We start from the raw sequence: 25,874 nt of genomic DNA on the forward strand, positions 1-25,874 counted from the left end.
AATTTGTCGATGGCGTTGAAGGGGTTGATAGTCAATTGGGAGTATCCCCTTCATCATCGGGTGAAGGGACAGGTTCTAGACGTGTTCATTGCTAAACAGATAGGCATAGTCTTGTCACATGATGTTGAACGTATGGTAGAAATGTTCGCTCAGGCTTATAAAGCAGGTTACCGAGTTAGTTTTGTTGGATGCTGAACTGGAAATTAATGAGTCTTGAAATACCGATGTTTCTTGAACACAAGATGGTAATCACCTCTCTACCCAGAAGATCTGCATTCCAGCCAGTTTGTTATTGATAGTGGCAAGCATTCGATCTTGATGGTGAAATTTAAGAAAAAAAGAACGTTAATATAGAAAAACTGTATGTTCTCGCGAATTGTCCATGCTATTCTGAAACAGTTATCACTGTAACCGACTTTTTTGTGAGGAAATAATGAACGAGTTTCTGAAAGTTCTGCTGAACATTCGCAGTCTGCGTGCGGCTATTCGTGAGCTGCCGTTTGAGCAACTGCTGGAAGCTAAAGAGAAGTTTGACCTGGTTTACCAAGAGCGCGCCGATTCTGTTGAACAGGAGCGTGCTGAACAGGAAGAGCGTCAGCGCAAGCTGAATGAATTCACCGAAATGCTGCAGCAGGCTGGTATTGATCCTCGCGAGCTGCTGGCGACTGCCGCTGCTCCGGCTTCTGCAACTGGCGCAGCCAAGAGCAAGCGTGCTCCGCGTCCGGCTAAATACAAGTACGAAGAAGATGGCCAGGAAAAAACCTGGACCGGTCAAGGCCGTATGCCGAAAGCCATTGCTGCTCAAGTAGCACTGGGTAAAGACCTGAACGATTTCCTGATCTAATTCGTCAGGTTCCGAGATTGAATAATGCCGCCCAAGAGCGGCATTATTTTTTGCCGTTTTACTCGTGGTTATCCAATCCGCCTTCCGCCCCACTGCTATCTACATCCTCGCTTGTATCCTTTTTACCGTCGTTTCACTTCACTGTTACTTTGCTCAATATCAATCGTTGTTTGCGATTAATTTTGTCGTGCAGGATTAACAGCGTGATATCGCTATTTGTATGCGTCGTGCAGATATGCGCTTCGGATATGTCTCTCACGATTCACGGGAAGCCGCTCGGCAAGAGCCCCGAGCTCTCTGCTGATGGAATATCCGGTAACCGTTATCTCCGATCAGGGTGCGTGAGGTAGAGAGAGCCGCAAGGTATGGCCGGGATATTCAGGGTCGCCGATGCATGTAATTGGCTGCGCTGCCATGACTGCCCCTGATGATGGGCAATGGCGTTCGTCTGCCGTGTGGGCGAGGGAATTCTGTGCGGTCGATGGCGATGGTATTCCCCACTCTACAGGCAGAGTGGGGAATATTAGGGGGAGGCGTTATCGGGGCGCCACGCTATCGCTGCCACCCAGGGCGCGATAGATTTTGGCAGTGGTGGTGAGCTGCTCTTTTTGCTGGGCCAACAGGCTCTGCTGGGCATCCCACAGTCGGTTCTGCTCATCGAGCCAGGCTTGCACGCCGGTCGCACCCGCCTGGAAGCGAGCCTTGGCCAGGCGTTCGGCCTCCCGGGCATAACTCAGCTGCTCCTGCAGATAATCGAGTCGCTGCTGGCCATAGTGGCGTGCGGCCAGATTGTCTTCCACCTCCACCAGTGCGGTGTAGAGCTGTTTGCGAAACTCGGTTTCAGCGATCTGGTAATCCAGCTCTGAGCTTTCGATGGCGAGCTGGGTGCGGTTGTATTCAAGGAAGGGGAGGGCAAGGCTGGCTCCCAGCGTACCGACCGGATTTTGCAGCACCTGCGCCAATCTATCGGATGCGGTGCTGGCACTGCCGGTCAGGGTCAGGCTGGGGTAGAAGCTGGTGCGGATCTCGTCCCCCTTTGCCAGCGTCTTGCGCAGCCGCAATTCGGCCGCTTTGACGTCGGGGCGGCGTGCCAGCACATCGGCCGGAATACCCACCGCAAGTTCAGGAATGGTCTGCTTTGCAAGGGAAGCGGGTGCATACTCCAGCGGCCCGCTGCTGCGGCCCAGCAACAGACGCAGGGCATTGCGAGCCTGTTCCTGCTGCGCCTTGAGGGAGGCCAGCTCAGCCTGCTTGCCTGCCAGTTGCTGGCGTGCCTGCGCCAGATCGAGTCGGGTGATGGCGCCTGCCTGGTATTTGGTTTGGGTCAGCTGCTCGGTTCGCGTCAGGTTGGCCAGCTGCTGTTCCCCAAGGGTGATGGCAGAGCCGAGATAGCCGAGCTGCCAATACTGCTCCAGGGTATTGCCGATCAGCAGTAGTCGGGTGCTGGCGAGATCCTGCTCGCTTGCCGCCGCCTCCCAGCTTGCCTGATCTCGCACCGAGGCAAGCTTGCCCCACAAATCCACTTCGTAACTGAGGCTCAGCGAGGGGCCCAGACTGTTGGTGTCTTTGCCGGTTTTCAGATCCTTGTTGCCACTGGCGGCGATAGTGCCATTGACCGAAGGCGTGAGGTTGGTATCGGCCTGCTCGGCGCCCAGTCGGGCGCTTTTGAACTTGAGGGCCGCCACATGCATGTCCGGGTTAGCGGCCAGAACCGCCTCGACCAATTTGTCGAGCTGGGGATCATGAAATTCCCGCCACCAGGGGCCAGCCTGCGTAGCCAGTTGGGTGCCCTCTGCCTGTTGCCATGTGGGGGCAATCGTCAGCTCGGGTCTTTGATAGGTGCTGTGCTGACTGCAGCCGCTGAGGGCCATGCAGAGAGCCAGCCAGGAGAGTTTGTGCATTGTTATTCCCTCGCCAGTGCGACAACAGGGTCGAGCCGCGCCGCATTGCGTGCCGGCAGGTAACCAAACAGGATCCCGATGAGTGATGAGCAGCCAAAGGCCATCAGGATGGAGAAGAGCGAGAACTGCATCTTGATGGAGTCCACCAGCAGTGAAAAGAGTGCGCCAATGCCTAGCGAGAGGCCGACGCCGAAGATGCCCCCCAGCAGGCTCACCATCACAGCCTCAATCAGGAATTGCTGCAGAATATCCGACTGGCGGGCGCCCACGGCCATGCGAATGCCGATCTCGCGGGTGCGTTCGACCACCGACACCAGCATGATGTTCATCACGCCCACCCCGCCGACGATCAGCGAGATCACCGCGATGGCCGAGACCATCAGGGTCATGGTGGCGGTGGTTTTCTCCACCGATTTGATGATGCTGTCGCTGCTGAAGGTGAAGAAATCCTTCACCCCGTGGCGCTTGGTGATCAACTCGATCACCGCCTGCTCGGCCAGTGCCGGTTGTACCCCGTCCTTGACCCGGATAGTGATCTGGCTGAAGTGGTGCTGCGAGATGAGGCGACTCATCACCGCGCTGTAGGGCAGCCAGATATTGACCGACTGGCTGGTGGGGCCGAAGCCGGTCTCCTGCGAAACCACACCGACAATCCGCACCGGCAAGGTGCCGACCAGTACCACCTTGCCGACCGGCTCCTCCTTGCCAAGCAGGCTGGTGATACTCTTCTTGTCCACCACGGCGACGGCGGCACGCTGCTGGATATCTTGCCACTCCAGTAAGCGACCACTGACCAGCGTCATCCCCTTTACCTTGAAATAGTCGTTGCCGACCCCGGTCACGTTGCCGCTGTTGGTCTTGTTGCGATAGCGCAACTGGCCTGAGCTGCCGATCTCGGGGCTGGCGCCCGCAAGATAGGGTTGCCCCAGCAGAGCATCGAGATCTCCCTTGTTGAGGGTCTGGATGCTGGCCATCTTCTCATCGCCCCATCCTTTGCCCGGGAAGATTTCGATGGTGTTGGTGCCCATCGCATTGATCTGGTCGATCACCTTGGCGCGTGCCCCTTGCCCCAGCGCCACCACACTCACCACGGCGGCGATACCGATGATGATGCCGAGCATGGTGAGGAAGGTGCGCATCCGGTGTGCGAGCATGGCATGCATCGCCATCCGTCCCGCTTCCCGATAGCGATCCCAGTCGTGGCCCATGGCGCCTTTAGTGGGCGCTATTTTTTGAGGGGCTACAGCGGTGGCTGGGGCCAACACGGCCGTTTGGCAGGGGCCGCTATCTTGTTCAATCCGACCATCCTTGAGAGTGATGATCCGGTCGGCATGGCTGGCCACGTTCATATCGTGGGTGACCAGAATGATGGTGTGGCCCTGAGCGTGCAGCTCCTTGAGGATCGCCATCACCTCCTTGCCGCTCTGGCTATCCAGTGCGCCGGTCGGTTCATCGGCGAGGATCACTTCGCCGCCATTGGCCAGCGCCCGGGCGATACTGACCCGCTGCTGCTGACCGCCGGAGAGCTGACCCGGGGTATGGTGGCTGCGATCGGCCAGACCCAGTCTGCCCAGTAGCTGACGCGCGCGCGCCTGGCGATCCGGGCGACTGGTGCCGGCATAGACGGCGGGGATCTCCACGTTGGCGGCGGCATCGAGATGGGGCAGCAGGTGGTAGCGCTGAAAGATAAAGCCGAAGTGGTGGCAGCGCAGCCGGGCCAGCGCCAACGCATCCATTGTCGCGGTGTCCTGACCGCGAAACAGATACTGGCCGCTGCTCGGACTATCGAGACAACCCAGCAGGTTCATCAGGGTCGACTTGCCGGAGCCGGACGCGCCGACAATGGCGATCATCTCTCCTGCGGAGATGGTGAGGTCAAGAGGGTGGAGCACGGTGACTTCGCTGTCGCCGCTCTGGTAGCGTCGCTCGACCCCTTTCAGCTGGATCAACGGCAGCTGGTTCAGGGGCTCACTCATAGCATCACCGCCATCTCATCATTGTCGGCGGGGGCACCGTGATTGAGCTGCACCTCCTCCTTCTCACTCAGCCCGCTGATCACCTCAATGCGGATCTCGTCCTTCATACCGGTTTTGATATGACGGGTTTCGGTCGTCTCATCTTCCTTGATCACGGTGACTTCATACTCGTTGTCACCCAGCGACTTGCCGAGAGCGGTTTGCGGCACAGTGAGCACCTGCTTGCGCTCGCCGAGCACAATGGTCACCTGGGTGGTCATTGCGACCCGCAGGGTATGGTCGGGATTGGGTACATCGAACAGGGCGTAGTAGTAGACAGCCGCATTGCTGGTGGTGGTGCCTGTGGTAGCCTGATCGTTGATGTTGGTAGGCGCTAACTCCACGGCGCGAAGCGTACCCTGATAGCGGGTATCCGGATCGCCGATCAGGGTGAAGTAGACCGGCATGCCGGCTTTGACCTTGGTGACATCGGCTTCGGAAATCTGCGCCTTGACCGTCATGGTATCGAGGTCGGCCAGCTTGAGCACGGTTGGTACCGTCTGGCTGGCTGCCAGGGTCTGGCCTTGACGGGTCACAATGCTGATGACGGTGCCATCCATTGGCGCCAGGATCTTGGTGTAGCCCAGCTCGGTCTTGGCCCGATCAACCTTGATCAGGGCGTTGTCGATATTGGCCTGGCTATTTTGCAGTTCGGCGCGGGTGACCGCCAGCAGGGCTTCGGCACTCTCCAGATCGGCCCGTGAGCTCGCCTCCTGCTTGAACATCTGCTGCTGGCGCCGCCAGGCGAGCTCGTTCTGTTTGAGTTGTGCCTGCTTGATCTTGAGCTGGGCGCGGTTGCTGGCAAGCTCCGCCTCGGCCGTCTTGAGGTTGTTCTGGGCAATCAGGGGATCGATCTCGGCCAGCAGGTCTCCCTGCTTGACCTGATCACCGGCCTCGACGGCCAGCTTGGTAACCTGACCGGAGACTTGTGCCCCCACATCCACCTGCTCCACGGCCTGCAGCACACCACTGGCCAGCACGGTCTGGGCAATATCCTCGCGGGTCACCTGAGCGGTCAGCATCGCCTTGGGTGGTTGACTGGGCCAGAGCAGCCAGCCGAGGAGCACCACGGCGATCAACATGGTGATGGCCAGGGTTCTCTGCTTGGGGGTTATGTTCATCGATCACCTGAATGGAAACGGAAAAGGTTGTGCGCGGCGATTATCCTGCAGCAAAGCCCTGATAAATAACAGCCGCAAATATGTAAGCAAAGTTATGGCGTTAACTGTCAATAAGCCGTGAAAGGAGTAAGCGAGAGACCGCAGTGGTGAGCAAGATGGTCAGCAAGAGGATGGGGGGGGCGGCTGGCGGTGGCGATGAAAAAGCCCTGCGCTGAGGCAGGGCTTTGGAATAGGTAATGGCGAGGGAAGATCAGGCCTTGGCCAGCAGTTCCATCACCCAGGGCAGACCCTGCTTCTTGCGGCTGACAAAGCCCGGGTGGTAGCTGGACTCGGCCGGTACTTTGGCGTGCTCGGTAAAGTAGATACGGCTGGCTGCGGCCGTCAGGTCAGTCACCATCAGCACGAAGAAGTCGAGCCCTTCGCTCGCCACGCGCTGGGCCATCTCCTGCTGCAGGGCTGGCAGGTGCTCTGCCAGCTGCTGCTCGCTGCCCACTTCGATCTGGCTCATGATGAAGCTGCAACCTTCCGCCTGGAATGCCTTCTCATCCTGCTGCAGCAGTTGAGCCGGAGTCAGGCCGCTCAGGTCGGTTTTCGCCATCAGCAGCTGTTGGCCGAATTCGGCCAGCGATACTTCGGCCAGCGGTGCCAGACGCTCACAGGCGATCTTGTCCTGCTCGGTGGTGGTCGGCGAGGTGAGACAGAGGGTGTCGCTCATGATGGCACCCAGCATCAGGCGAGCCTGGCTGCGGGTCACAGTGCCTTGCTGGCTCAGCAGATCGAAGGCGATGGTGCAGGTGCAGCCGACGGCACGGATCCAGGCATCCAGCGGAGATTGGGTGACCAGAGTGCCGAGACGGTGGTGATCCACCAGGCCCAGTACATTGGCTTGTGCCAGTGTGGCAGGGCCCTGTTCCAGATCACTGAAATCCACCAGCCAGACATCTTCACCGGTCAGATCTTTGGTCAGCAACTCGGGTTCGCTGACGCCAGCCTGCTCCAGAATAAAACGGGTTTCGGTGCGCAGGTCACCCAGACGCCATGGGGTGGCCTGACGGCCCTGGCCATTGAGCCAGTCGGTGATAACCAGCGCACTGCAGATACTGTCGCTATCAGGATTCTTGTGACCAAAAACGTGGATCATAGACAAAGCCTCACAATTGGATACCCATAAAGGGGGGCAACACTATGCGAAATCCGCTACATGAAGGCAACCGGATCCACGCCCATGTTGCTGCCAGCTTCGCCTAACTCGCCATTTTATTGATCTGGGTCGGTAATCCTGACGCGAGTTCAGTTATCACAGTTGGCTATTGGCTATTGGCTATTGGCTATTGGCTATTGGCTATTGGCTATTGGCTATTGGCTATTGCTAACTGTGCAGGCTATGGCACTCGTCCGTTCCTGCGCAGTCAGCATGTTCTGTCAGCGTTATCAGTCGCCATCGCTGCAAGTGGGCTTTATTGCCTGATTCAGCGACGCAGCAGCTCGCGGGCATTGGCCAAGGTGTTGTCGGTGATCTGGTCGCCACCGAGCAGGCGTGCCAGCTCGTTGAGACGGGCGGTCTCATCAAGGGCACTCATTTGGGTTTCGGTGGTTTTGCCATCGGTATGCTTGCTCACCACCATATGCTGGTGGCCGTTGCCTGCCACCTGAGGCAAGTGAGTGACCACCATCACCTGAGTGGACTCGCCGAGCTGGCGCAGCAGGCGACCCACCACTGCGGCAGTCGGGCCGCTGATCCCCACATCCACTTCGTCGAAAATCAGGGTTGGGGTGGAGATCTTGCGAGCGCTGATCACCACGATGGCGAGGCTGATGCGCGACAGCTCGCCGCCGGAGGCCACCTTGCCAAGCGGCTGGATCGGTTGGCCCGGGTTGGTGGTGACCATGAACTCCACCCGATCTATACCCAGTGGTGACAGACTGCTCTGGGCATCGGGGCGCACCTCGATGGCAAAGCGGCCATCGGGCATTGCCAGTTCGTGCATGCTGCTGGTTACCTTGGCGCCCAGCTCCTGGGCGTAACGCTGACGGCTCTGGCTCAGGGCTTCGGCGGCCTGGACAAAAGCCTGACGGGCCTCGGCCAGCTCATCTTCCATCCCCTCTAGCCGCTCTTCGTCAGAGTTGAGGCGGGCGAGATCCGAGGCCAGCTCCTGATGGTACTGAGCCAGATCGGCCGGTTTGACGTGGTGCTTGCGTGCCAGATTGATCGCCTTGGAGAGGCGGGCCTCCAGCTCGTTAAAACGCTCGGGATCCAGCTCCAGCCGATCGAGGTAGCTGCGAAGTTCGCTGTGGCTCTCCTGCACCCCGATCAGCGCTTCATTCAGCATCTCCAGTACCGGGTTGAGGCGGCTGTCCATGCTGACCAGCCCCTCGGCCCGATCGACGGCCGATTGCAGCAGCCCTGCGATAGTGGTCTCTTCGTTGTCATAGAGCAGATCGAGGCAAGCGCCGCACTCCTGCATCAGCTCGGTGCCGTTGGCGAGACGCTGGTGCTCCTCCTCTATCTCTTCAAACTCCCCCGGCTGCAGGGCGAATTCGTCCAGCTCCTGCACCTGATACTCGATCAGTTGGCGACGGGCCTCCCGCTGCTGCTGCTCGGCCTTGAGCCGGTTGAGCTCGTTTTGCAGTTGACGCCACTGCTGATAGTGCTGGCGCACCTCATCGAGCAGCAGATGGTGGCCGGCGTAGCCGTCGAGCAGGGCGAGCTGGTAGTCGGGTTTGAGCAGCATTTGGTGGGCATGCTGACCGTGTACGTTGACCAGCAGTTGGCCCAGATTCTTGAGCTGGGTAAGAGGGACAGGCACGCCGTTGATATAGCTGCGTGAGCGCCCCTCGGCGGAGATGACTCGCCGGATGATACACTCACCTTCGTTTTCCAGCTCGTTGGTGGCGAGCCAGGCGCGGGCGGCCGGGTTGTTGTCCAGCAGGAAGCGGGCGCTGACCTCGCTTTTGTCGCTATCGGGTCGCACCATGCCGGCTTCGGCCCGCTCTCCGAGACAGAGACCGAGAGCATCGATGGCGATGGATTTACCAGCGCCGGTCTCACCGGTGATGCAGGTCATGCCCGGTCGCAGATCGAGTTCGAGAAACTTGACGATGGCGAAGTTGTTGACGGTCAGCTGGGTCAGCATGGTCTCATCCTGTATAGGTCAACATTACTGTGTATGCATCCAGTATATACTGGTCTTATATACAGTAAAGAGGGCTCCGTCATTTTTAACAAAGGAAAGCCGCGCCAGTGCGCTATGGCTATAAGAATGCGGTACTGACCATTGGCACGCGGTACGGATATGAGAGTGCAGGGGCGGTTGCTACGAAAGAAAAGAGAAGGGCGCCAATTCAGGCGCCCTTCTCTGGCAATGCCGTTGTCGGTCAAAGCTGATTAGAACAGCTTGCTGCCCCAGCCGAGCTTGTTGCGCAGCACGTGGAAGTAGCTGTAGTCGAGGGGATGCACCAGATGAAGCTGGTGGTGACTCTTCTTGATCAGGATCTCGTCCCCCGGGTGGACCGCCAGGGTTACCTGACCGTCACAGCTGACCTGCATGGCATCGTCCTGATTATCCGGCGAGACCAGCAGCCGTACTTCGCTGTCGGCATCGAGCACGATGGGGCGACTGCTGAGGGTATGCGGGAACATGGGCACCAGTGTGATGGCGTTGAGCTTGGGGGTGAGGATGGCGCCACCTGCCGACAGTGAGTAGGCGGTGGATCCGGTCGGGGTGGCGACTATGATGCCGTCCGAACGCTGGCTATACATAAAGCTGCCATCGATATAGACCTCGAACTCGATCATGTGGGCGATCTTGCCCGGGTGCAGTACCGCCTCGTTGACCGCCAGATTGCTCGACTTGCGCTCGCCGTGGCGATAGACCGAGGCTTCCAGCAGGAAGCGGTGTTCGCTCTTGTAGTGGCCGGAGAGCACCTGCTCCAGCGGCAGCAGGTAATCTTGTGGCGAGAGATCGGTCAGAAAGCCGAGGTTGCCCCGGTTTACCCCGATCACCGCCACATCGAAGCGTGACAGTACCCGCGCCGCCCCCAGCATGTTGCCGTCACCGCCGACCACGATGGCGAGATCGGCCTGCTGGCCCAGTTGCACCAGATCCATCACGTTTTCATCGAGGATGCTCAGGGTCTGGGCGACCCGGCTCTCCACCAGTACCCGAAAGCCGCGGGCGGTCAGGTATTGATGCAGGCCGGTCAGCGTCTGGTTGGCCCCCTCATGGTGGGGTTTGCCAATCAGGGCGATGGTTTTGAACGGAGAATCCATAGTCAGTCAGATCTGGGATGGGTATTGCGGGCCAGTATACAGTGCTTTGCTCCGCTTGTGACGCTCTCCCGTGTGACGGGGGTGGCTATCCCCTTGAGGTTACTGGTTAAACGGTGAGCGGCAACTCGGATAAACCGCCGGTTGCGGCTATTCAGCAACCCTGATTGCCCTTTACCCCTTGAAAGCCGGGGATGCATCCCCATAATAGCGCCAACATAGTCGGTCTGTTGTCGTCCGGTCGCTCAACCAGACGTCAGGGCCCTCATAAGTAACCCCGGAATTGGAGATGTCATGAACCACGAAGAGCAAAAGGTTGAAGCGATGGAGCAAGTGGAAGCCCAGCCAGTCGAGCCGACCGATGTAGACAGTGAAGTGACAGCCGAGCAGGCCCGCATTGCCGAACTGGAAGCGCAGCTGGAAACCGCCATCCAAAAAGCGGCGGAAGAGCGTGAACGCGCCCTGCGTACCGCCGCCGAGATGGAGAACCTGCGCCGTCGTACCGAGCTGGATGTGGAGAAGGCGCACAAATTCGCTCTGGAGAAGTTCGCCAATGAACTGCTGCCGGTGCTGGACAACCTTGAGCGTGCCATCGAACTGGCCGACAAGGAGAACGAAGCCCTCAAGCCGATGATCGAAGGTGTCGAGCTGACCCTGAAATCCATGCAGAGCGGCGTGGCCAAGTTTGGTCTGGTGGCGCTCGACCCGATCAACCAGCCGTTTGACCCCAATGCCCATCAGGCGATGAGCATGGTGCCGAGTGCCGATGTGGCCCCGAACACCGTCATTGCAGTGATGCAGAAGGGCTATGACCTCAACGGTCGGGTGATCCGTCCTGCCATGGTGATGATCGCCAAAGCGGTCGACTGATTGGCTGTGGGTGCCCGAGCCCGCCCTGTGGCGGGCTTTTTGTTTCGTAGTGCAGCCCCTGTTCATCTTGCCCGGTTTACGGCTCAACGTGACCGCGCAACCATGACAAAGGGTGTGGTTTTTTAGGGTTGGGGCTTGAAGCTGCGTCTGGCGACCCCATATAGGTAGCAAGGCCACGGCGGCACAAAAAAATTGATGCCGGGAGCTTGAAAGCCAGATTGGCAGCCCCCACCTAGCCGTTAACGCATTAAGGCGAGTTCCTCGCCAGTTTATTCAAAGTATTTGGAGATTCGTCAAATGGGTAAAATCATCGGTATTGACCTGGGTACTACCAACTCCTGCGTCGCTATTCTGGATGGCGACACTGCTCGCGTGATCGAGAACGCAGAAGGCGATCGTACTACTCCGTCCATCATTGCCTATGCCGATGATGGCGAGATCCTGGTTGGTCAGCCGGCCAAGCGTCAGGCCATCACCAACCCGAAAAACACCCTGTTCGCCATCAAGCGTCTGATCGGTCGTCGTTTTGAAGATGAAGAAGTGCAGCGTGACCTGAAAATCATGCCGTACGCCATCGCCAAAGCTGACAACGGCGACGCTTGGGTTGAAGTGAAGGGCAAGAAAATGGCACCGCCGCAGATCTCTGCCGAAGTGCTGAAAAAGATGAAGAAGACCGCCGAAGACTATCTGGGCGAGCCGGTAACCGAAGCCGTTATCACTGTTCCGGCCTACTTCAACGACGCCCAGCGTCAGGCTACCAAGGATGCCGGTCGCATCGCCGGTCTGGATGTAAAACGCATCATCAACGAACCGACTGCTGCTGCATTCGCTTACGGCGTGAACAAGGTCAAGGGCGAGCGCAAGGTTGCCGTATATGACCTGGGTGGCGGTACTTTCGATATCTCCATCATCGAGATCGACGAAGTGGAAGGCGAAACCACCTTCGAAGTACTGGCGACCAACGGTAACACCCACCTGGGTGGTGAAGACTTCGACAACCGCGTCATCAACTATCTGGTAGACGAGTTCAAGCGTGAGCAGGGCATCGACCTGCGCAACGACCAGCTGGCTCTGCAGCGTCTGAAAGATGCCGCCGAGAAAGCCAAGATCGAGCTCTCTTCTGCCCAGCAGACCGACGTCAACCTGCCGTACATCACTGCAGATGCCACCGGTCCGAAGCACATGAACATCAAGGTGACCCGCGCCAAGCTGGAATCCCTGGTAGAAGACATGGTGAAAGACTCTCTGGAGCCAGTTCGTGTCGCCCTGAAAGACTCCGGTCTGGCAGTTGGCGAGATCGACGACGTGATTCTGGTTGGTGGTCAGACCCGTATGCCGCTGGTTCAGAAGACCGTTGCCGAGTTCTTTGGCAAAGAGCCGCGTAAAGACGTCAACCCGGACGAAGCCGTGGCCATGGGTGCTGCCATCCAGGGCGCCGTATTGTCCGGTGACAAGACCGACGTACTGCTGCTGGACGTCACCCCGCTCTCCCTGGGTATCGAAACCATGGGTAGCGTGATGACTGCGCTGATTGAGAAGAACACCACCATCCCGACCAAGAAGTCCCAGGTGTTCTCCACTGCAGAAGACAACCAGTCTGCCGTGACCATTCACGTGCTGCAGGGTGAGCGCAAGCGCGCCAGCGACAACAAGTCTCTGGGCCAGTTCAACCTGGAAGGCATCCGTCCGGCACCGCGCGGTCTGCCGCAGATCGAAGTGACCTTCGACATCGATGCCAACGGTATCCTGCACGTCTCTGCGAAAGACAAAGAGACCAACAAAGAGCAGAAGATCACCATCCAGGCCTCCTCAGGTCTGTCTGATGACGAGATCGAGCGCATGGTACGCGAAGCCGAAGCCAACGCGGCCGAGGACAAGAAGTTTGAAGAGCTGGTACAGGCTCGCAACCAGGCTGATGGTCTGGTCCACTCCGTACGCAAGCAGATCACCGAAGCCGGTGAAGCCCTGCCTGCCGACGACAAGACCAAGATTGAAGCTGCTCTGAGCGAGCTGGAAGCGGCCATCAAGGGTGACGACAAGGCTGCTATCGAAGCCAAACAGCAGGCTCTGCTGGAAGCGTCCCAGAAGCTGATGGAAATTGCCCAGCAGCAGGCTCAGGCCCAGGGTGCAGCCGGTGCTGATGCCGGTCAGTCCTCCTCTTCTGCCAAGGCTGACGACGACGTAGTCGACGCCGAGTTCGAAGAAGTGAAAGACGACAAGAAGTAAGCCCTACCCAGATGGGCGAAGTCCGCTTCGCCCATCGGCTTGGTCAATGAATTCACGGGCGTTGGGTAACCAACGCCCGTCTGCGTAACCACAGGATGAGTATGTCGAAGCGCGATTTCTACGAAGTACTGGGTGTGGCGAAAGATGCCGACGATCGCGAGATCAAGAAGGCGTACAAGCGCCTGGCCATGAAGTATCACCCGGATCGTAACCAGGGTGATGCCGCATCCGAAGAGAAGTTCAAAGAGGTCAAGGAAGCCTACGAGGTCCTGACCGATGCCAACCTGCGTGCCCGTTACGACCAGTACGGCCATGCCGGTGTCGACCCGAGCCAGGGTGGCGGTGGCCACGGTGGCTTTGGCGGCGGTGCCGACTTCGCCGACATGTTTGGTGACGTATTCGGTGACATCTTCGGCGGTGGCCGTGGTGGTGCCCGTCGTGGCCCGGCCCGTGGCTCCGACCTGCGTTACACCATGGAGCTGACGCTGGAAGAGGCGGTACGCGGGGTCTCCAAGGAGATCAAGGTGCCGACTCTGGTTCACTGCGAAGTCTGTAACGGCTCCGGTGCCCACACCGGCAGCAGTGCCCAGACCTGCCCGACCTGCCACGGCTCCGGCCAGGTGCAGATGCGTCAGGGCTTCTTTGCGGTGCAGCAGGCGTGTCCGCACTGTCACGGTCGCGGCAAGATCATCAAGGATCCGTGCCGCAAGTGTCACGGTGAAGGTCGCTACCAGCGCACCAAGACCCTGTCGGTGAAAATTCCGGCGGGCGTCGATACCGGCGATCGCATCCGTCTCTCCGGCGAAGGGGAGGCAGGGGAGGCAGGGGCTCCGGCAGGGGATCTCTACGTACAGGTGCACGTCAAAGAGCACGAGATCTTCGTGCGTGACGGCAACAACCTCTACTGCGAAGTGCCCATCAGCTTCACCGCAGCTGCGCTGGGTGGCGAGATTGAAGTGCCGACCCTGGATGGCCGCGTCAAGCTCAAGGTCACTCCGGAGACCCAGACTGGCAAGATGTTCCGCATGCGCGGCAAGGGCGTGAAGTCCGTGCGCTCCGGCCAGGTAGGGGATCTGATGTGCAAGGTGGTGATCGAGACGCCGGTCAACCTCACCGAGCAGCAGAAAGAGCTGCTGCGCCAGCTGGACGAGTCGTTCAGCGGTGCCGCTGCCAAGACCCACAAGCCGAAATCGGAAGGCTTCTTCGAAGGGGTGAAACGCTTCTTCGACGATCTGACCAGCTGATTTCAGCGACCCGAATAAACAGAGCCGGCCTTGTGCCGGCTCTTTTTTTGCCCGCCGTTTAGCCAGGATCCGCCCTATTGAGTGGATCCTGATGAGGGATCCTCCTCACAACTCCCGCCAATTCCTGCTGTACAAATGTTATCCCGCTCACACTGTTGCTGAAACGGTTTAGCTGTTGTATTGAGTTGGCTAAATTGGTTTAGCTATGCTCCGTCTGTCGATAACAACAGCGCCCGTCCGGGCCACAGATGACAGGTGAGGAAGATGATGATGTTCAAGAGCAAGTTGGCGCTGGCGGTAGCGCTGGGATTGGGGATGAGCAGCCCGCTGTGGGCGGCGGATGGCGGTATCGAGGCCCGTCTGGCGGCGCTGGAGGCGCGGGTACAGGCGGCTGAAGCGAGAGCCGAGGCAGCAGAGAGCCGTGCCAGTCAGGCGGAAGTGAAGGCGAGCACGGCGAGTGAGCAGGCGCAGGCGGCCGACAACCGCAGCCAGCAGGTGGATGAGAAGACCGCTGGTGCCCAGGGCTTCGAGTTTCACGGCTATGCCCGCTCGGGCCTCTTGGTCAACAGCAATGGCAACGGCGGGCGCGGCGGCCCCTACATCACGCCAGCCGGTTCGGTGGGCGGGGCCGTCGGTCGCCTTGGCAACGAGGATGACACCTACATGGAGGCCAACCTGCTGAAAACCCAGACCTTCGAGGATGGCAGCTGGGCCCGCTACAAGCTGATGCTGGCGGACGGGGTGGAGACCAGCAACGACTGGACTGCCAGCGATTCGAGCCTCAATACCCGTCAGGTGTTTGCCGAGATCGGCAATCTGGCGAGTTTCAACGGCCCCTTCAAGAATGCGGTGCTCTGGGCGGGCAAGCGCTTTGACCGCGACAACTTTGACATCCACTGGCTCGACTCCGACGTGGTGTTCCTGGCCGGTACCGGCGGCGGCGTCTACGACGTGCAGCTGGCCGACAGCTGGAAGGCCAACTTCTCCCTCTATGGCCGCGATTACGGCGACATCAGCGCCAGCGGTCTTTCCGATATCGAGAGCTACATCCTCACCATGAACAACCGCGTCGGCAACTGGCAGTGGATGGTGAACGGCCTCTCGGCCAAGGACAATGACGCCCGCATCAATGACAAGGGGGCGGGCAGCGAGGCGGCGGACAAGGGGGCACACACCCTGCTGGCTTACCACGGCGAGAGCTTCTTCGGCATCAACCCCGGTTTTGCCAAGGCGGCTGTGCTGTACGGTCATGGGTTGGGGGCCGAGGTCAAGGGGCTGGGCTCTGACAGCGAGCTGTTGCCGGACGCCGATGCGGTGCGGGTCGCCGTGTTTGGCGCTACCGATCTTAATCCGCGCTGGCGTTTTGCCCCGGCCCTGCTGGCCGAGCAGAGTCAGGATCGCTACGTGAAAGGGGATGAGTATCGCTGGCTCACCGTCAATACCCGGGTGGCGCAGGTGCTGAGCCAGAACGTGGAGCTGGTCTACGAGGCGGCCTGGCAGTACATGGATCTCGATCCCAAGGGCTACAAGGGACGCCAGGCAGTGAACGGCAACTTCACCAAGCTCACCTTCGCCCCCACCTTCAAGGCGCAGACCGCCGGATTCTTCGAGCGGCCCGAACTGCGGGTGTTCGCCAGCTGGATGGACTGGTCCTCCGAGCTCGACAACTACGCTAGCGACGATGCCATGGGCCAGAGCAACTTCACCGCCGGTGGCGAGTGGAACTTTGGCGTACAGATGGAAACCTGGTTCTAGTTCGTTATCCCGATCACAAAAATGGCAGTCGGTGCCGAGATCTGTTGGTTGGCTAAAACGGTTTAGCTGATAATGCCAGCCAACAGAACAGAGTTCGGGTTTGACCGAGGATCCGATGCAGCAGTGGAGTAGCAAGGTGACGAATCGTGTGTGGGTAATGGGGGATGCGGTGGTGGACTTGATCCCGGAAGGGGCGTTGCACTACCTCAAGTGTCCGGGTGGCGCACCCGCCAATGTGGCGGTTGGCGTGGCACGGCTGGGCGGCGATGCGGCCTTTATCGGCCGGGTCGGTGCCGATCCGTTCGGCCGCTTTATGGCCGAGACCCTGAGCGGGGAGGGGGTGGATATCGGTGCGCTGCGGTTCGATCCAGACCATCGCACCTCTACCGTGCTGGTAGAACTGGATGACGAGGGGGAGCGCAGCTTCACCTTTATGGTGCGTCCCAGCGCCGACCAGTTCCTCACCCCAAATGAGTTGCCCCGCTTCGACGCCGGTCAGTGGCTGCTCACCTGCTCCATCGCGCTCGCCAACGAGCCGGTGCGCACCAGCTGCCTGCAGGCCATGGCGGCCATCAAGGCGGCAGGCGGGCGGGTCTGTTTCGACCCCAACCTGCGCCCCGAGGTGTGGGGCAACCCCGCCGAGATGCTGCCGCTGGTGCGTCAGGCCATTGCACAGGCGGATGTGGTCAAGCTCTCCATTGAGGAGCTGCAACTGTTGAGTGGCGAGGATGAGCTGGCCGCCGGGCTTGCAACGCTCTCTGGCCCGGCGCTGGTGCTGGTGACCCGGGGCGCGGCCGGTGTGGTGGCTCGCCTTGATGGCGAGTTGCTGGAGTGGGTGGGGCAGAAAGTGACGCCCATCGACACCACGGGGGCGGGGGATGCCTTCGTCGCCGGTCTGCTGGCGGCGCTGGCCGGGCGCTCGTCGCTGCCGACGCTGGCCGAGTTGCCCGCCATTCTGGCTCAGGCTCACGGCTGTGGGGCGCTCGCCACCACCGCCAAGGGGGCGATGACGGCGCTGCCGACCCGCTCCGAACTGAATGCCTTTTTGCGATCAGGCGCAAGCGACTGTTGAGCTGAGGCTAGAAGCCCGGCTCGACAGCCCCTACTCTCATGTGACAAGGGCCCGCCAGCGTGGCGGGTCATAAGAGGAAGAATATGAATATCAGTGCGATAGCCAAGGATCTGGTGCCCCTGCTCGGGGGCAAGGAGAATATCGTCAGCGCTGCCCACTGCGCCACCCGGCTGCGGTTGGTGCTGGCCGATGACAGCAAGGTAAACAAGGCCGCCATCGACAAGCTGGAGGGGGTCAAGGGGTGCTTTAGCAACGCGGGCCAAATTCAGGTGATCTTCGGCACCGGTCTGGTCAACAAAGTCTATGCGGAGTTTGTGACGCTGACCGGTACCGGCACCGCCAGCAAGGCGGAGCTGACCGACATGGCGGCGGCCAAGCTCAACGTGGCCCAGCGGTTGGCGCGAACCCTCTCCAACATCTTCGTGCCGATCATTCCGGCCATCGTCGCCTCGGGCCTGCTGATGGGGCTGCTTGGCATGGTGCGCACCTACGGCTGGGCCAATGCCGACAGCGCCCTGTTCGTGATGCTCGACATGTTCAGCTCGGCGGCCTTTATCATATTGCCGATCCTCATCGGCTTTACTGCGGCGCGGGAGTTTGGCGGCAATCCGTACCTCGGGGCGACCCTTGGCGGCATCCTCACCCACCCGGCGCTGACCAACGCCTGGGGCGTGGCCGGTGGCTTCAAGACCATGGATTTCTTCGGACTGGATGTGGCGATGATCGGCTATCAGGGCACCGTCTTCCCGGTGCTGCTGGCAGTCTGGTTTATGTCCCATCTGGAGAAACAGCTGCGCAAGCGCATTCCGGATGCGCTGGATCTGTCCTCACGCAGTTTCTCACCGTCATCATCACCGGCTTTGTGGCGCTGCTCTTTATCGGCCCAGCGGGTCGGGTGCTGGGGGATGGCATCTCGTTTGGTCTGAGCGCCCTCTATGAGCAGGCGGGCTGGCTGGCGGGGCTGGTGTTTGGCGGCACTTACTCGCTTATCGTCATCACCGGCATCCACCACAGCTTCCACGCCATCGAGGCGGGGCTGCTGGCCAATCCGCAAATTGGCGTCAACTTCCTGCTGCCCATCTGGGCCATGGCCAACGTGGCACAGGGTGGGGCTTGCCTCGCGGTCTACTTCAAGACCCGCGACGTGAAGATCAAGGCCATTACCGTGCCGGCGGCCATGTCCTGCCTGCTGGGCATCACCGAGGCTGCCATCTTCGGGGTGAACCTGCGCTATATCAAACCCTTCCTCGCCGGTCTGTTTGGCGGGGCCTGCGGCGGCGCCTACGTGGTGGCGGCCAAGGTGGGGATGACGGCGGTGGGGCTGACCGGTATTCCCGGCATGGCCATCGTCCAGCCCATGAGCCTTGTTCATTACATCATCGGGCTGGTGATCGCCTTTGGCGCCGCCTTCGCTGCATCCTACCTGCTCAAGTACAAGGTGGAGTGATGAAGGAAAGCGATCTTCTCAACCAGATTGTCCGGTCGCTGCTGGCCGGACAGCTCAAGGTGGCGGCCGATCCCCATCGGCCCCGCTGGCATCTGGCAGCCCCGGTGGGGCTGCTCAACGATCCCAACGGCTTTATCGAGCATGACGGGCGCTACCACCTCTTCTACCAGTGGAATCCACTGGGCTGCGAGCACCGCAACAAGGGCTGGGGTCATGTCACCTCCACCGATCTGCTGCATTGGCAGCACGAGCCGGTGGCGCTGTTGCCCACCGAAGCCTATGAGAGCCACGGCTGCTATTCGGGCTCGGCGGTGAGCGACGAGCAGGGGCGCCTGACCCTTATCTACACCGGCAATGTCAAATACCCGGATGGCAGCCGCACCGCCTATCAGTGTCTGGCCCGCGTCGACGGTGAGGGTAGTTTTGCCAAGCTGGGGCCTGTGCTGGATCTGCCCGAAGGCTACAGCGGCCACGTGCGCGACCCCAAGGTGTGGCATGACGGCCAGCAGTGGCTGATGGTGCTGGGGGCCCGCACCCTGGATGACAAGGGCGAAGTGCTGCTCTATCGCGGCGACACCCTGCAAAGCTGGCAGCGGGTGGGCCCCATCGCCGGTAGCGGGCGCGGGGGGCTGGGTGAGTTTGGCTATATGTGGGAGTGCCCGGATCTCTTCCCGCTGGGGGAGCGCCATGTGTTGATCAGCTGCCCGCAGGGGATTGCCCCGGCAGGCGAGGATTATCGCAACCTCTACCAGTGCGGCTGGCTTTCTGGCAACTTCGACGGCAAGCGCTTCGAGCACGGGGCTTTCCACGAGCTGGACCGGGGCTTCGAGTTCTATGCGCCGCAAACTACCCTGGACAGTCAGGGGCGCCGCCTCTTGTTCGGCTGGCTGGGGCTGCCGGAGGAGAACGAGATGAGCCAGCCTACGGTCGCTCACGGCTGGATCCACCAGATGAGCTGCCCGCGGGAGCTGTTCTGGCAGGATGAGTGGCTCTGCCAGCGACCGGTGGCGGAGCTCGCGGCATTGAAGGGAGAGCTGACCCGTTTCGAGGGGACGCTTGGCGAGTTTCCGGGGCTGGCCATCGACTCGGCCTGGCTCGATCTGGATCTCTGCGGTGAGGGGAGTCTCTGGTTCGGCGCCGTGGCCGAGCTGGTGTGGCAGCCGGACCGCATCACCTTGCGGCGCCAGAACTGGCAGAGCGGAGCGTGGGAGACCCGCTGCAGCCCATGGGCTGGCGGGCGGATCACCGTCCTGTGTGATCGCTCCAGTCTGGAGTGTTTCATCGATGAGGGGCGTCACAGCCTGTCGGCGCGCTACTTCCCCGGGGAGAAGCCGCAACTTTCATCAGGTAACGGCGATGATGGCTGCAAAATTTGCCTCAATCACTGGCCGCTGTCGGCGTGCCTAGTACAATAGCCCGGTTCTAGTCAGCCGGGAGGCCAGGTGGAGAAGAAGAAACGGATCACGATTGCCCAGATCGCCGAACTGGCGGGGGTGTCCAAGGCGACCGCCAGTCTGGTGCTCAACGGGAAGAGTGCGGAGTACCGGATTGCCGACGATACCCGCAAGCGCATTCAGGCGGTGGCGGAGGAGTGTCACTACCTGCCGAGCTTTCACGCCCGCTCCCTGCGTGAGACCCGCAGTTACACCTGGGGACTGGTGATACCCGATCTCACCAACTTCGGTTTTGCCCGCATTGCCCGTGCCCTCGAGGCGCACTGCCGGGAGGCGGGCATCCAGCTGCTGATCGCCTGCTCCGAGGATGATCCCGCTCTCGAGCAGCGGGTGGTGGACAACCTCATCAGCCGTCAGGTGGATGGGCTGATTGTCGCCTCCAGCGGCCACAGCGATGACATCTATACCCGCATTCACGACCGCCTGCCGGTGGTGCAGCTCGACCGCCATATTGGCGAGTCGCGCCTGCCCATGGTGATCTCCGATGCCTGCAAGGCGACCGCCGAGCTGGTGCGGGACATGGCCAGCGAGTGCGGCGAGCAGATCTACTACTTCGGCGGCCTGCTGGATCTCTCCCCCAGCCGTCACCGGCTGGCGGGCTATGAGCTGGGGCTCCATCGCGCCGGTTTTGAAGCCGATGCCGCCCGGGTGCGTCATCGCGACTACCAGCCGAGCTCCGGTTATCAGCTGATGGCCGAGCTGGTGGCCGAGCTGGGAGCCCCCCCCAGGGGGCTCTTTACCGCTTCCTTTACTTTGCTGGAAGGGGTGCTGCGCTACCTCAACGAGGCGGGGCTGATGGAGACGGGCATGCGCCTGTGCACCTTCGACGATCACGACCTGCTCGACTGCATCCCCATGCGTATCGACTCGGTGGCGCAGGATTGTCCGGCGCTGGCCCTCGCCGCTTTCGAGCTGATGCAGCAACTGATTGCGGGCAGTCCTCCCGCACAGACTGCCCAGGTGATCACCCCCAGGGTGCGCTGGCGCAGTCGCCGCTAGCCACTCTTCGCCCATCCATATGAAAAAGCCCCGCTATTGCTGGCGGGGCTTTTTGCTGTGGGCGGGTGGCTCGTTCCTCTGACCGGCAGCTCAGTCGGTGGTACTGGTGCGCCAGAACACCTGCTTGATATGGGGGTGGATGCCGAGTTTCACCATCAGGGCATCCAGCTCGTCGCCATCGATGGAGGTAGCCAGCAGCACCGCCGAGATCTCCAGATCCCCCGCGCCAAACGGCTCGATGTCGAGCTCGCTCAGGGGGTAGTTGGCCTGCTCCAGCATCTCTTCGAGCCAGTGCAGCACCTCTTTTTGATGTTCGCGCTGGGTCAGTGCCGTCACCTTGTAGGTCACTTCGGTGTCGGTATTGTCCACCGGACGGCGGTTGATCTGGTTGACCAGCGGTCTCAGCAGGGTGTTGGCGGCCAGCACGAACAGGGCGCCCAGAATTGCCTCCATGGCCAGCCCGGCGCCACAGGCGGCGCCGACCGCTGCTACGCCCCAGAGGGTGGCGGCGGTGTTGATGCCGCGGATATTGCCCGATTCGCGCATGATGACGCCGGCGCCGAGAAAGCCGATGCCGGAGACGATATAGGCCACCACATGGACCACGTTGTAGTTGCCGCCGTGCAGGTCATAGATACGCTGGGCCAGACTGACGAACAGGGCGGCCCCTACGGCGACCAGCACGTTGGTGCGAAGGCCTGCGGTACGTTGGCGGTACTGGCGCTCCAGCCCGACCAGACTGCCGAGCACAAAGGCGAGCAGCAGGCTGGCCAGGGTGTCGAGCAGGGAGATCATGTCAATTTGTTGCCACATCTTCATGGCGTACTCCTTCTGATAAGCGCTGGCTTGACGCAATCCATGATGAAACGCCGGGGGGCGGATGGATCAGGGGATGATTGCGCGGATGGCCAGCAGAAAAACAAAAACGCGGCGTCCCGGGGCGCGAGCATCATCGGATGCCCTGACGCTTGGAGAGGACGCAACAAGCGGGGCCAGCGTGGCTGGCCCCTTTCACTGTGGTTAACGCAGGTGTGCGGTCAGTTGAGTTCGGGATCGCAGTCGATGCGCGGGCGCAGTTGCCAGCGCACCGGATGTGCTACTCCGACCTGATGAACGAACTGCACCAGATAGCGTCGCTGGGGCGGGGTGCACTGCAGGTTGAGCACCAGCTCTCGCCCGCCGCCGCGACCCGGCTTCATCGATTGCATCGGTTGCAGCCCGGCCGGTTGCAACGTGTGGTTCACCATATCCAGCACCTGCTCCATATCGGCGCGATCCTCACAGCGGATCTGCAGCCGGTAGTGGTGCTGACGCTGTTTGCCGCCCAGCCAGCGTGGCAGCATGCCACGGCCGAGCCGGCTCAACAGGGGGTGAGCCCGGGTAGCAACAGAACCTGTTGCGACCGTGCGATCCGCAGCCGGTTTGATTGAGATAAAACGCATAGCAGCCTCCTTGTGGGAAGCAGAAACTATGCAGGCATGGCGACCGTGGCGGTTGGCCTCTGGTTGCCAGACGTCAAGTGTAAAAAGGGAGAAGAGGGGAGTGGATTTCCGCTTCTCGCAGGGTTGCGAGCATGCGGCAGAGAAAGACCTGCGGCTAGCTCGCGACCTTGGTACCGACGATGAGGGTCGGTCTACAACTGTCACTTGATGAGTTGCCCACTGATGGTCTCCGCTATTGATAAGAGGCTCGAATGATAGCCGAGGTGGTAGGCAGGGTAAACCCCGCGCCGCCCGCAGCAACATCTTGAAACATAATTGAAAGCCCCGTTTTGCCGCGCAGGGCCGTAAAAAGAGACCCGGCGAGGGCCGGGTCTGCGGGGTCATTCGGTCTTGTCGATGCCGAGGTATTTGAGCATCAGTTTCTCGTAGATGGGCTCGGTATCCCCCACCTGCATCTTGTGCAGGAAGTACTTCTCAAAGGCGATCTTGGTCAGATGGACCCACTTTCCTTTCTTGAACCAGGCGACGTTGCGCGGCGGGATCTGCGGCATGGCGACGAAGGCGGCACCTGTGTCCCCCATGTCTGCCAGGCAGATGGCATTCCACACTGCCTTGGTCACCGGCGGCTGGCCGCTGAGCTCCGCCTTGATGTTGTGGCTCAGGGTGCGCACCATCGCCTCAATCATATAGCCGGTCTTGGGCACCCCGGTTGGTACCGGCGTCTTGTGCGGCGGTGCAATGGCGATGCAGACTCCGGCGGCGTAAATCTGCGGGAAGGCGGGATTACGCTGGTGTTCGTCGACGATGACAAAGCCGCGGGGATTGACCAGCCCCTCGATGCCCCGCAGCGGCGCAATGCCGACAAAGGCGGGCAGCATCATGGCGTGTTTGTAGGGCAGGGTGTGAGTGCGTTTGATGTTGCCCTCATCGTCCAGCTCCTCCACCTTCATCTGGCCATCTTGCGCCGCCACAGTGCGGGCATTGCAGATCCACTGCACGTCGCGCATCCGCAATTCGCTCTCCAGCATCCCCTTGGAGTCGCCCACGCCGTTTAGACCCAGATGGCCGATGTAGGGCTCGCTGGTGACAAAGGTCATGGGCACATTTTTTCTCACCTTCTTGTCGCGCAGGTGGCGATCGAGGATGAATGCGTACTCGTAGGCGGGGCCGAAGCAGGAGGCACCCGGCATGGCGCCGACAATCACCGGGCCGGGCTCATCGACCAGGGCACTGACGCTGTGGCGGCACTCTTCGGCGTGGGAGAGGGTGCAGACGCTGGTGGTGCCACCGGATTCGGGGCCAGCCCCCGTCACCTCGTCAAAGGCGAGGGCCGGGCCGGTGCAGATCGCCAGAAAGTCGTAACGCAGGGTCTGGCCATCGGAGAGGGTGAGCTGCTGCGCCGCCGGTTGCAGCTCGGTCAGGGCGGCATGGATAAAGCGGATCCCCTTTTTCTTCACATGGGGTTCGATGGGTATCGAGGTCTCCTTGCGCTCCCGCCACTGGACGGCAATCCAGGGGTTGGAGGGGGTAAATTCAAAGTCCGGCTTGTCATTGATGAGGAGCACCTCATGCTGCTTGCCCAGTTCGGCCTTGAGTTCGTAGGCGGCAGACATGCCCCCCAGACCCGCGCCGATGACGATTACCGTTGCCATGTTCAGCCTCCTGCGTTTATTACACGCTCATGTGAGCCGGGTCATCCGACCCTGTTATTTAAATCCTATCCGTTTGAGGATCATCGCTGCCGGGCAGAAACCGGTGAAGGCGCTCTGGATCAGGTTGACCCCGACAAAGGCACTCAACCAGACAAAGCCCGGATGAACCCAGGTGGTAAGGATCAGCGAGAGCAGCAACATGCAACCCGCGACGATTCTGACTCCGTTATCTACTGTCATGGTCCTTCTCCTCATCTACTTTAGATGTTGCTAATTTAGTGTTGTTTTATACAATAGAACAAATATCAGCAATTGCTAATTTAATCTTATGAGCCAATTCGACGAGATGAACAGACATGCGACAGCCGCCGCCTCCCTGCTCAAGGCGTTGGCTCATCCCGAACGCCTGATGGTGCTCTGCCAGCTGGTGGAGGGGGAGAAGGGGGTCGGGGAGCTGCTGGCCCATAGCCAACTTGGGCAGTCGGCCTTCTCCCAGCAACTTTCGGTATTGAAGCGCTACGGCCTGATCCGTTCGCGCAAGGTCTCCCAGCAGATCTACTACTCGCTGGTGAGCGAGGCGGCCGCCGATGTGTTGGGGGCGCTGCAAACCCATTTTTGTCACTCAGAAAATAAGGAATCTTGATGATGGAAAGCCAATGGCTGCTCTCTTTGGGCGGTGGCATGCTGGCGGGGCTGTCGGCCCTGATCCTGATGTTGTTCAACGGCCGGGTGGCCGGGATCAGCGGCATTCTGGCCGGTGCGCTGCAACACCGTGCGCCGTGGCGGGTGCTATTTCTGCTGGGGCTCGGGGCGGGCGCCTGGTTGGCGCTGACTCTGGGTTGGGCCCGCATGCCCACATTCACCACGCTGCCCGGCTGGCCCGTTGTGCTGCTGGCCGGTCTGCTGGTCGGCATCGGTACCCGTCTTGGCAATGGCTGCACCAGCGGCCACGGCATCTGTGGCATGGGGCGGCTCTCCCTGCGCTCCATCGTCGCCACCCTGACCTTTATGGCGGCTGGCTTTATCACCGTCTTCGTCACTCATCATCTGCTGTAAGGGGCTGATTGCCATGAAGTTGCTGACAAGTTTGTTTGCGGGTGTGTTGTTCGGACTGGGGATGGCCATCTCCGGCATGATGGATCCCGCCCGGGTCACCGGTTTTCTCGATCTGGCCGGGGCCTGGGATCCCAGCCTCGCCTTCGTGATGGGAGGGGCCCTGCTGGTCTTTATGCCGGGTTATTTTCTGCTGGTGAAACCCCGTCGCCAGAGTGTGCTGGGGGAGCCCATCGCCGCCGTACCAGCCCCTCAGCTGGAGCGCAGGCTGATCGGCGGGGCCGCGCTGTTTGGCATCGGCTGGGGATTGGTGGGTATCTGCCCGGGGCCTGCTCTGAGTCTCATTTCCAGCGGGCAGCCCATGATAATGTTGTTTATAGCGGCCATGGTGGCCGGGATCTTGCTGTTTGACAGAGGGCTGGCCAGGGTGCTGACCAAGGCGCCAGTTCGGGGAGTGGATAAGGTGCGCCAGTCCCATACCGCCTGATCCCGTGAAGTGACAGATTACGCCA

Annotated in this window: 21 protein-coding genes and 1 pseudogene; 12 read left to right on the forward strand and 10 right to left on the reverse strand. The window is 60.6% G+C overall.

Features of this window, described 5'->3' with window-relative positions:
* Window positions 1-433: 433 nt before the first annotated feature.
* Window positions 434-844, forward strand: a complete 411-nt coding sequence (locus ACTG2S_RS08345; RefSeq protein ID WP_167572285.1) for an H-NS family histone-like protein — start codon at window positions 434-436, stop codon at window positions 842-844.
* Window positions 845-1,380: 536 nt separating this feature from the next.
* On the opposite strand, the gene ACTG2S_RS08350 is transcribed toward ACTG2S_RS08345, so the two are convergent.
* The 6 genes from ACTG2S_RS08350 to nadK form a co-directional block, all read right to left on the reverse strand.
* On the reverse strand, window positions 1,381-2,745 hold the full coding sequence (locus ACTG2S_RS08350; RefSeq protein WP_376890834.1) for an efflux transporter outer membrane subunit: 1,365 nt from the start codon (window positions 2,743-2,745) through the stop codon (window positions 1,381-1,383).
* A 2-nt stretch (window positions 2,746-2,747) separates the two neighbouring features.
* On the reverse strand, window positions 2,748-4,721 hold the full coding sequence (locus tag ACTG2S_RS08355; RefSeq protein ID WP_129504403.1) for a MacB family efflux pump subunit: 1,974 nt from the start codon (window positions 4,719-4,721) through the stop codon (window positions 2,748-2,750).
* Window positions 4,718-5,881 carry a macrolide transporter subunit MacA gene (gene macA / locus ACTG2S_RS08360; protein ID WP_139740677.1) on the reverse strand — a complete coding sequence of 388 codons (1,164 nt, stop codon included), beginning with the start codon at window positions 5,879-5,881 and terminating at the stop codon, window positions 4,718-4,720. The genes ACTG2S_RS08355 and macA overlap by 4 nt, the downstream gene beginning before the upstream one ends.
* A 250-nt stretch (window positions 5,882-6,131) precedes the next feature.
* On the reverse strand, window positions 6,132-7,022 hold the full coding sequence (locus ACTG2S_RS08365) for a manganese-dependent inorganic pyrophosphatase (RefSeq protein ID WP_040094840.1): 891 nt from the start codon (window positions 7,020-7,022) through the stop codon (window positions 6,132-6,134).
* Between the two features lie 328 nt (window positions 7,023-7,350).
* Window positions 7,351-9,015 carry a DNA repair protein RecN gene (recN, locus tag ACTG2S_RS08370; protein ID WP_439982326.1) on the reverse strand — a complete coding sequence of 555 codons (1,665 nt, stop codon included), beginning with the start codon at window positions 9,013-9,015 and terminating at the stop codon, window positions 7,351-7,353.
* A 251-nt stretch (window positions 9,016-9,266) separates the two neighbouring features.
* The gene (nadK, locus tag ACTG2S_RS08375) at window positions 9,267-10,151 is read right to left on the reverse strand and encodes an NAD(+) kinase (RefSeq protein ID WP_005338038.1); all 885 of its coding nucleotides are present in this window, start codon (window positions 10,149-10,151) and stop codon (window positions 9,267-9,269) included.
* Between the two features lie 291 nt (window positions 10,152-10,442).
* On the opposite strand from nadK, the gene grpE reads away from it, so the two are divergent.
* The 8 genes and pseudogenes from grpE (at window position 10,443) to ACTG2S_RS08415 (ending at window position 21,215) form a co-directional block, all read left to right on the forward strand.
* Window positions 10,443-11,018, forward strand: coding sequence for a nucleotide exchange factor GrpE (grpE, locus tag ACTG2S_RS08380; protein WP_005338036.1), 576 nt, complete (start codon window positions 10,443-10,445; stop codon window positions 11,016-11,018).
* A gap of 297 nt (window positions 11,019-11,315) precedes the next feature.
* The gene (gene dnaK, locus ACTG2S_RS08385) at window positions 11,316-13,244 is read left to right on the forward strand and encodes a molecular chaperone DnaK (RefSeq protein WP_005338034.1); all 1,929 of its coding nucleotides are present in this window, start codon (window positions 11,316-11,318) and stop codon (window positions 13,242-13,244) included.
* 101 nt (window positions 13,245-13,345) lie between these two features.
* Window positions 13,346-14,488 carry a molecular chaperone DnaJ gene (gene dnaJ, locus ACTG2S_RS08390; protein ID WP_005338032.1) on the forward strand — a complete coding sequence of 381 codons (1,143 nt, stop codon included), beginning with the start codon at window positions 13,346-13,348 and terminating at the stop codon, window positions 14,486-14,488.
* Window positions 14,489-14,752: 264 nt separating this feature from the next.
* Window positions 14,753-16,243 carry a carbohydrate porin gene (locus ACTG2S_RS08395; RefSeq protein WP_274161008.1) on the forward strand — a complete coding sequence of 497 codons (1,491 nt, stop codon included), beginning with the start codon at window positions 14,753-14,755 and terminating at the stop codon, window positions 16,241-16,243.
* A gap of 115 nt (window positions 16,244-16,358) precedes the next feature.
* Complete coding sequence (locus tag ACTG2S_RS08400) at window positions 16,359-17,315, forward strand: aminoimidazole riboside kinase (RefSeq protein WP_201974207.1); 957 nt, start codon at window positions 16,359-16,361, stop codon at window positions 17,313-17,315.
* Between the two features lie 83 nt (window positions 17,316-17,398).
* Window positions 17,399-18,762 (forward strand): annotated as a pseudogene (locus tag ACTG2S_RS08405) (sucrose-specific PTS transporter subunit IIBC).
* Window positions 18,762-20,177 carry a glycoside hydrolase family 32 protein gene (locus ACTG2S_RS08410; protein ID WP_274161007.1) on the forward strand — a complete coding sequence of 472 codons (1,416 nt, stop codon included), beginning with the start codon at window positions 18,762-18,764 and terminating at the stop codon, window positions 20,175-20,177. Before ACTG2S_RS08405 ends, ACTG2S_RS08410 begins: the two are co-directional and overlap by 1 nt.
* Window positions 20,178-20,204: 27 nt before the next feature.
* The gene (locus ACTG2S_RS08415) at window positions 20,205-21,215 is read left to right on the forward strand and encodes a LacI family DNA-binding transcriptional regulator (protein ID WP_144712384.1); all 1,011 of its coding nucleotides are present in this window, start codon (window positions 20,205-20,207) and stop codon (window positions 21,213-21,215) included.
* A gap of 90 nt (window positions 21,216-21,305) precedes the next feature.
* On the opposite strand, the gene ACTG2S_RS08420 is transcribed toward ACTG2S_RS08415, so the two are convergent.
* From ACTG2S_RS08420 to ACTG2S_RS08435, 4 genes are all read right to left on the reverse strand, one after another.
* The gene (locus ACTG2S_RS08420; RefSeq protein WP_123173429.1) at window positions 21,306-22,034 is read right to left on the reverse strand and encodes an MgtC/SapB family protein; all 729 of its coding nucleotides are present in this window, start codon (window positions 22,032-22,034) and stop codon (window positions 21,306-21,308) included.
* Window positions 22,035-22,252: 218 nt separating this feature from the next.
* Complete coding sequence (locus ACTG2S_RS08425; protein ID WP_139406236.1) at window positions 22,253-22,657, reverse strand: hypothetical protein; 405 nt, start codon at window positions 22,655-22,657, stop codon at window positions 22,253-22,255.
* A 380-nt stretch (window positions 22,658-23,037) separates the two neighbouring features.
* Window positions 23,038-24,309 (reverse strand): NAD(P)/FAD-dependent oxidoreductase, encoded by a 1,272-nt coding sequence (locus ACTG2S_RS08430; protein ID WP_439982327.1) that lies wholly within the window; start codon window positions 24,307-24,309, stop codon window positions 23,038-23,040.
* Window positions 24,310-24,363: 54 nt separating this feature from the next.
* Window positions 24,364-24,549 carry a YgaP family membrane protein gene (locus ACTG2S_RS08435; RefSeq protein ID WP_005344304.1) on the reverse strand — a complete coding sequence of 62 codons (186 nt, stop codon included), beginning with the start codon at window positions 24,547-24,549 and terminating at the stop codon, window positions 24,364-24,366.
* Window positions 24,550-24,637: 88 nt separating this feature from the next.
* Here ACTG2S_RS08435 and ACTG2S_RS08440 point away from each other — a divergent pair, with 88 nt between their 5' ends.
* Genes ACTG2S_RS08440 through ACTG2S_RS08450 form a run of 3 tightly spaced genes read left to right on the forward strand, consistent with a single transcriptional unit; the run spans window position 24,638 to window position 25,849 of the window.
* Window positions 24,638-24,952, forward strand: coding sequence for an ArsR/SmtB family transcription factor (locus tag ACTG2S_RS08440; RefSeq protein ID WP_005338008.1), 315 nt, complete (start codon window positions 24,638-24,640; stop codon window positions 24,950-24,952).
* Window positions 24,952-25,365, forward strand: a complete 414-nt coding sequence (locus tag ACTG2S_RS08445) for a YeeE/YedE family protein (RefSeq protein WP_042080319.1) — start codon at window positions 24,952-24,954, stop codon at window positions 25,363-25,365. The genes ACTG2S_RS08440 and ACTG2S_RS08445 overlap by 1 nt, the downstream gene beginning before the upstream one ends.
* Before the next feature lie 13 nt (window positions 25,366-25,378).
* Window positions 25,379-25,849, forward strand: a complete 471-nt coding sequence (locus ACTG2S_RS08450) for a YeeE/YedE family protein (protein ID WP_201936885.1) — start codon at window positions 25,379-25,381, stop codon at window positions 25,847-25,849.
* Window positions 25,850-25,874: the final 25 nt, after the last annotated feature.

The sequence above is a fragment of the Aeromonas sp. 82P genome, from assembly GCF_051919365.1.
In the GTDB taxonomy this organism is placed as follows: Bacteria; Pseudomonadota; Gammaproteobacteria; order Enterobacterales; family Aeromonadaceae; genus Aeromonas; species Aeromonas veronii.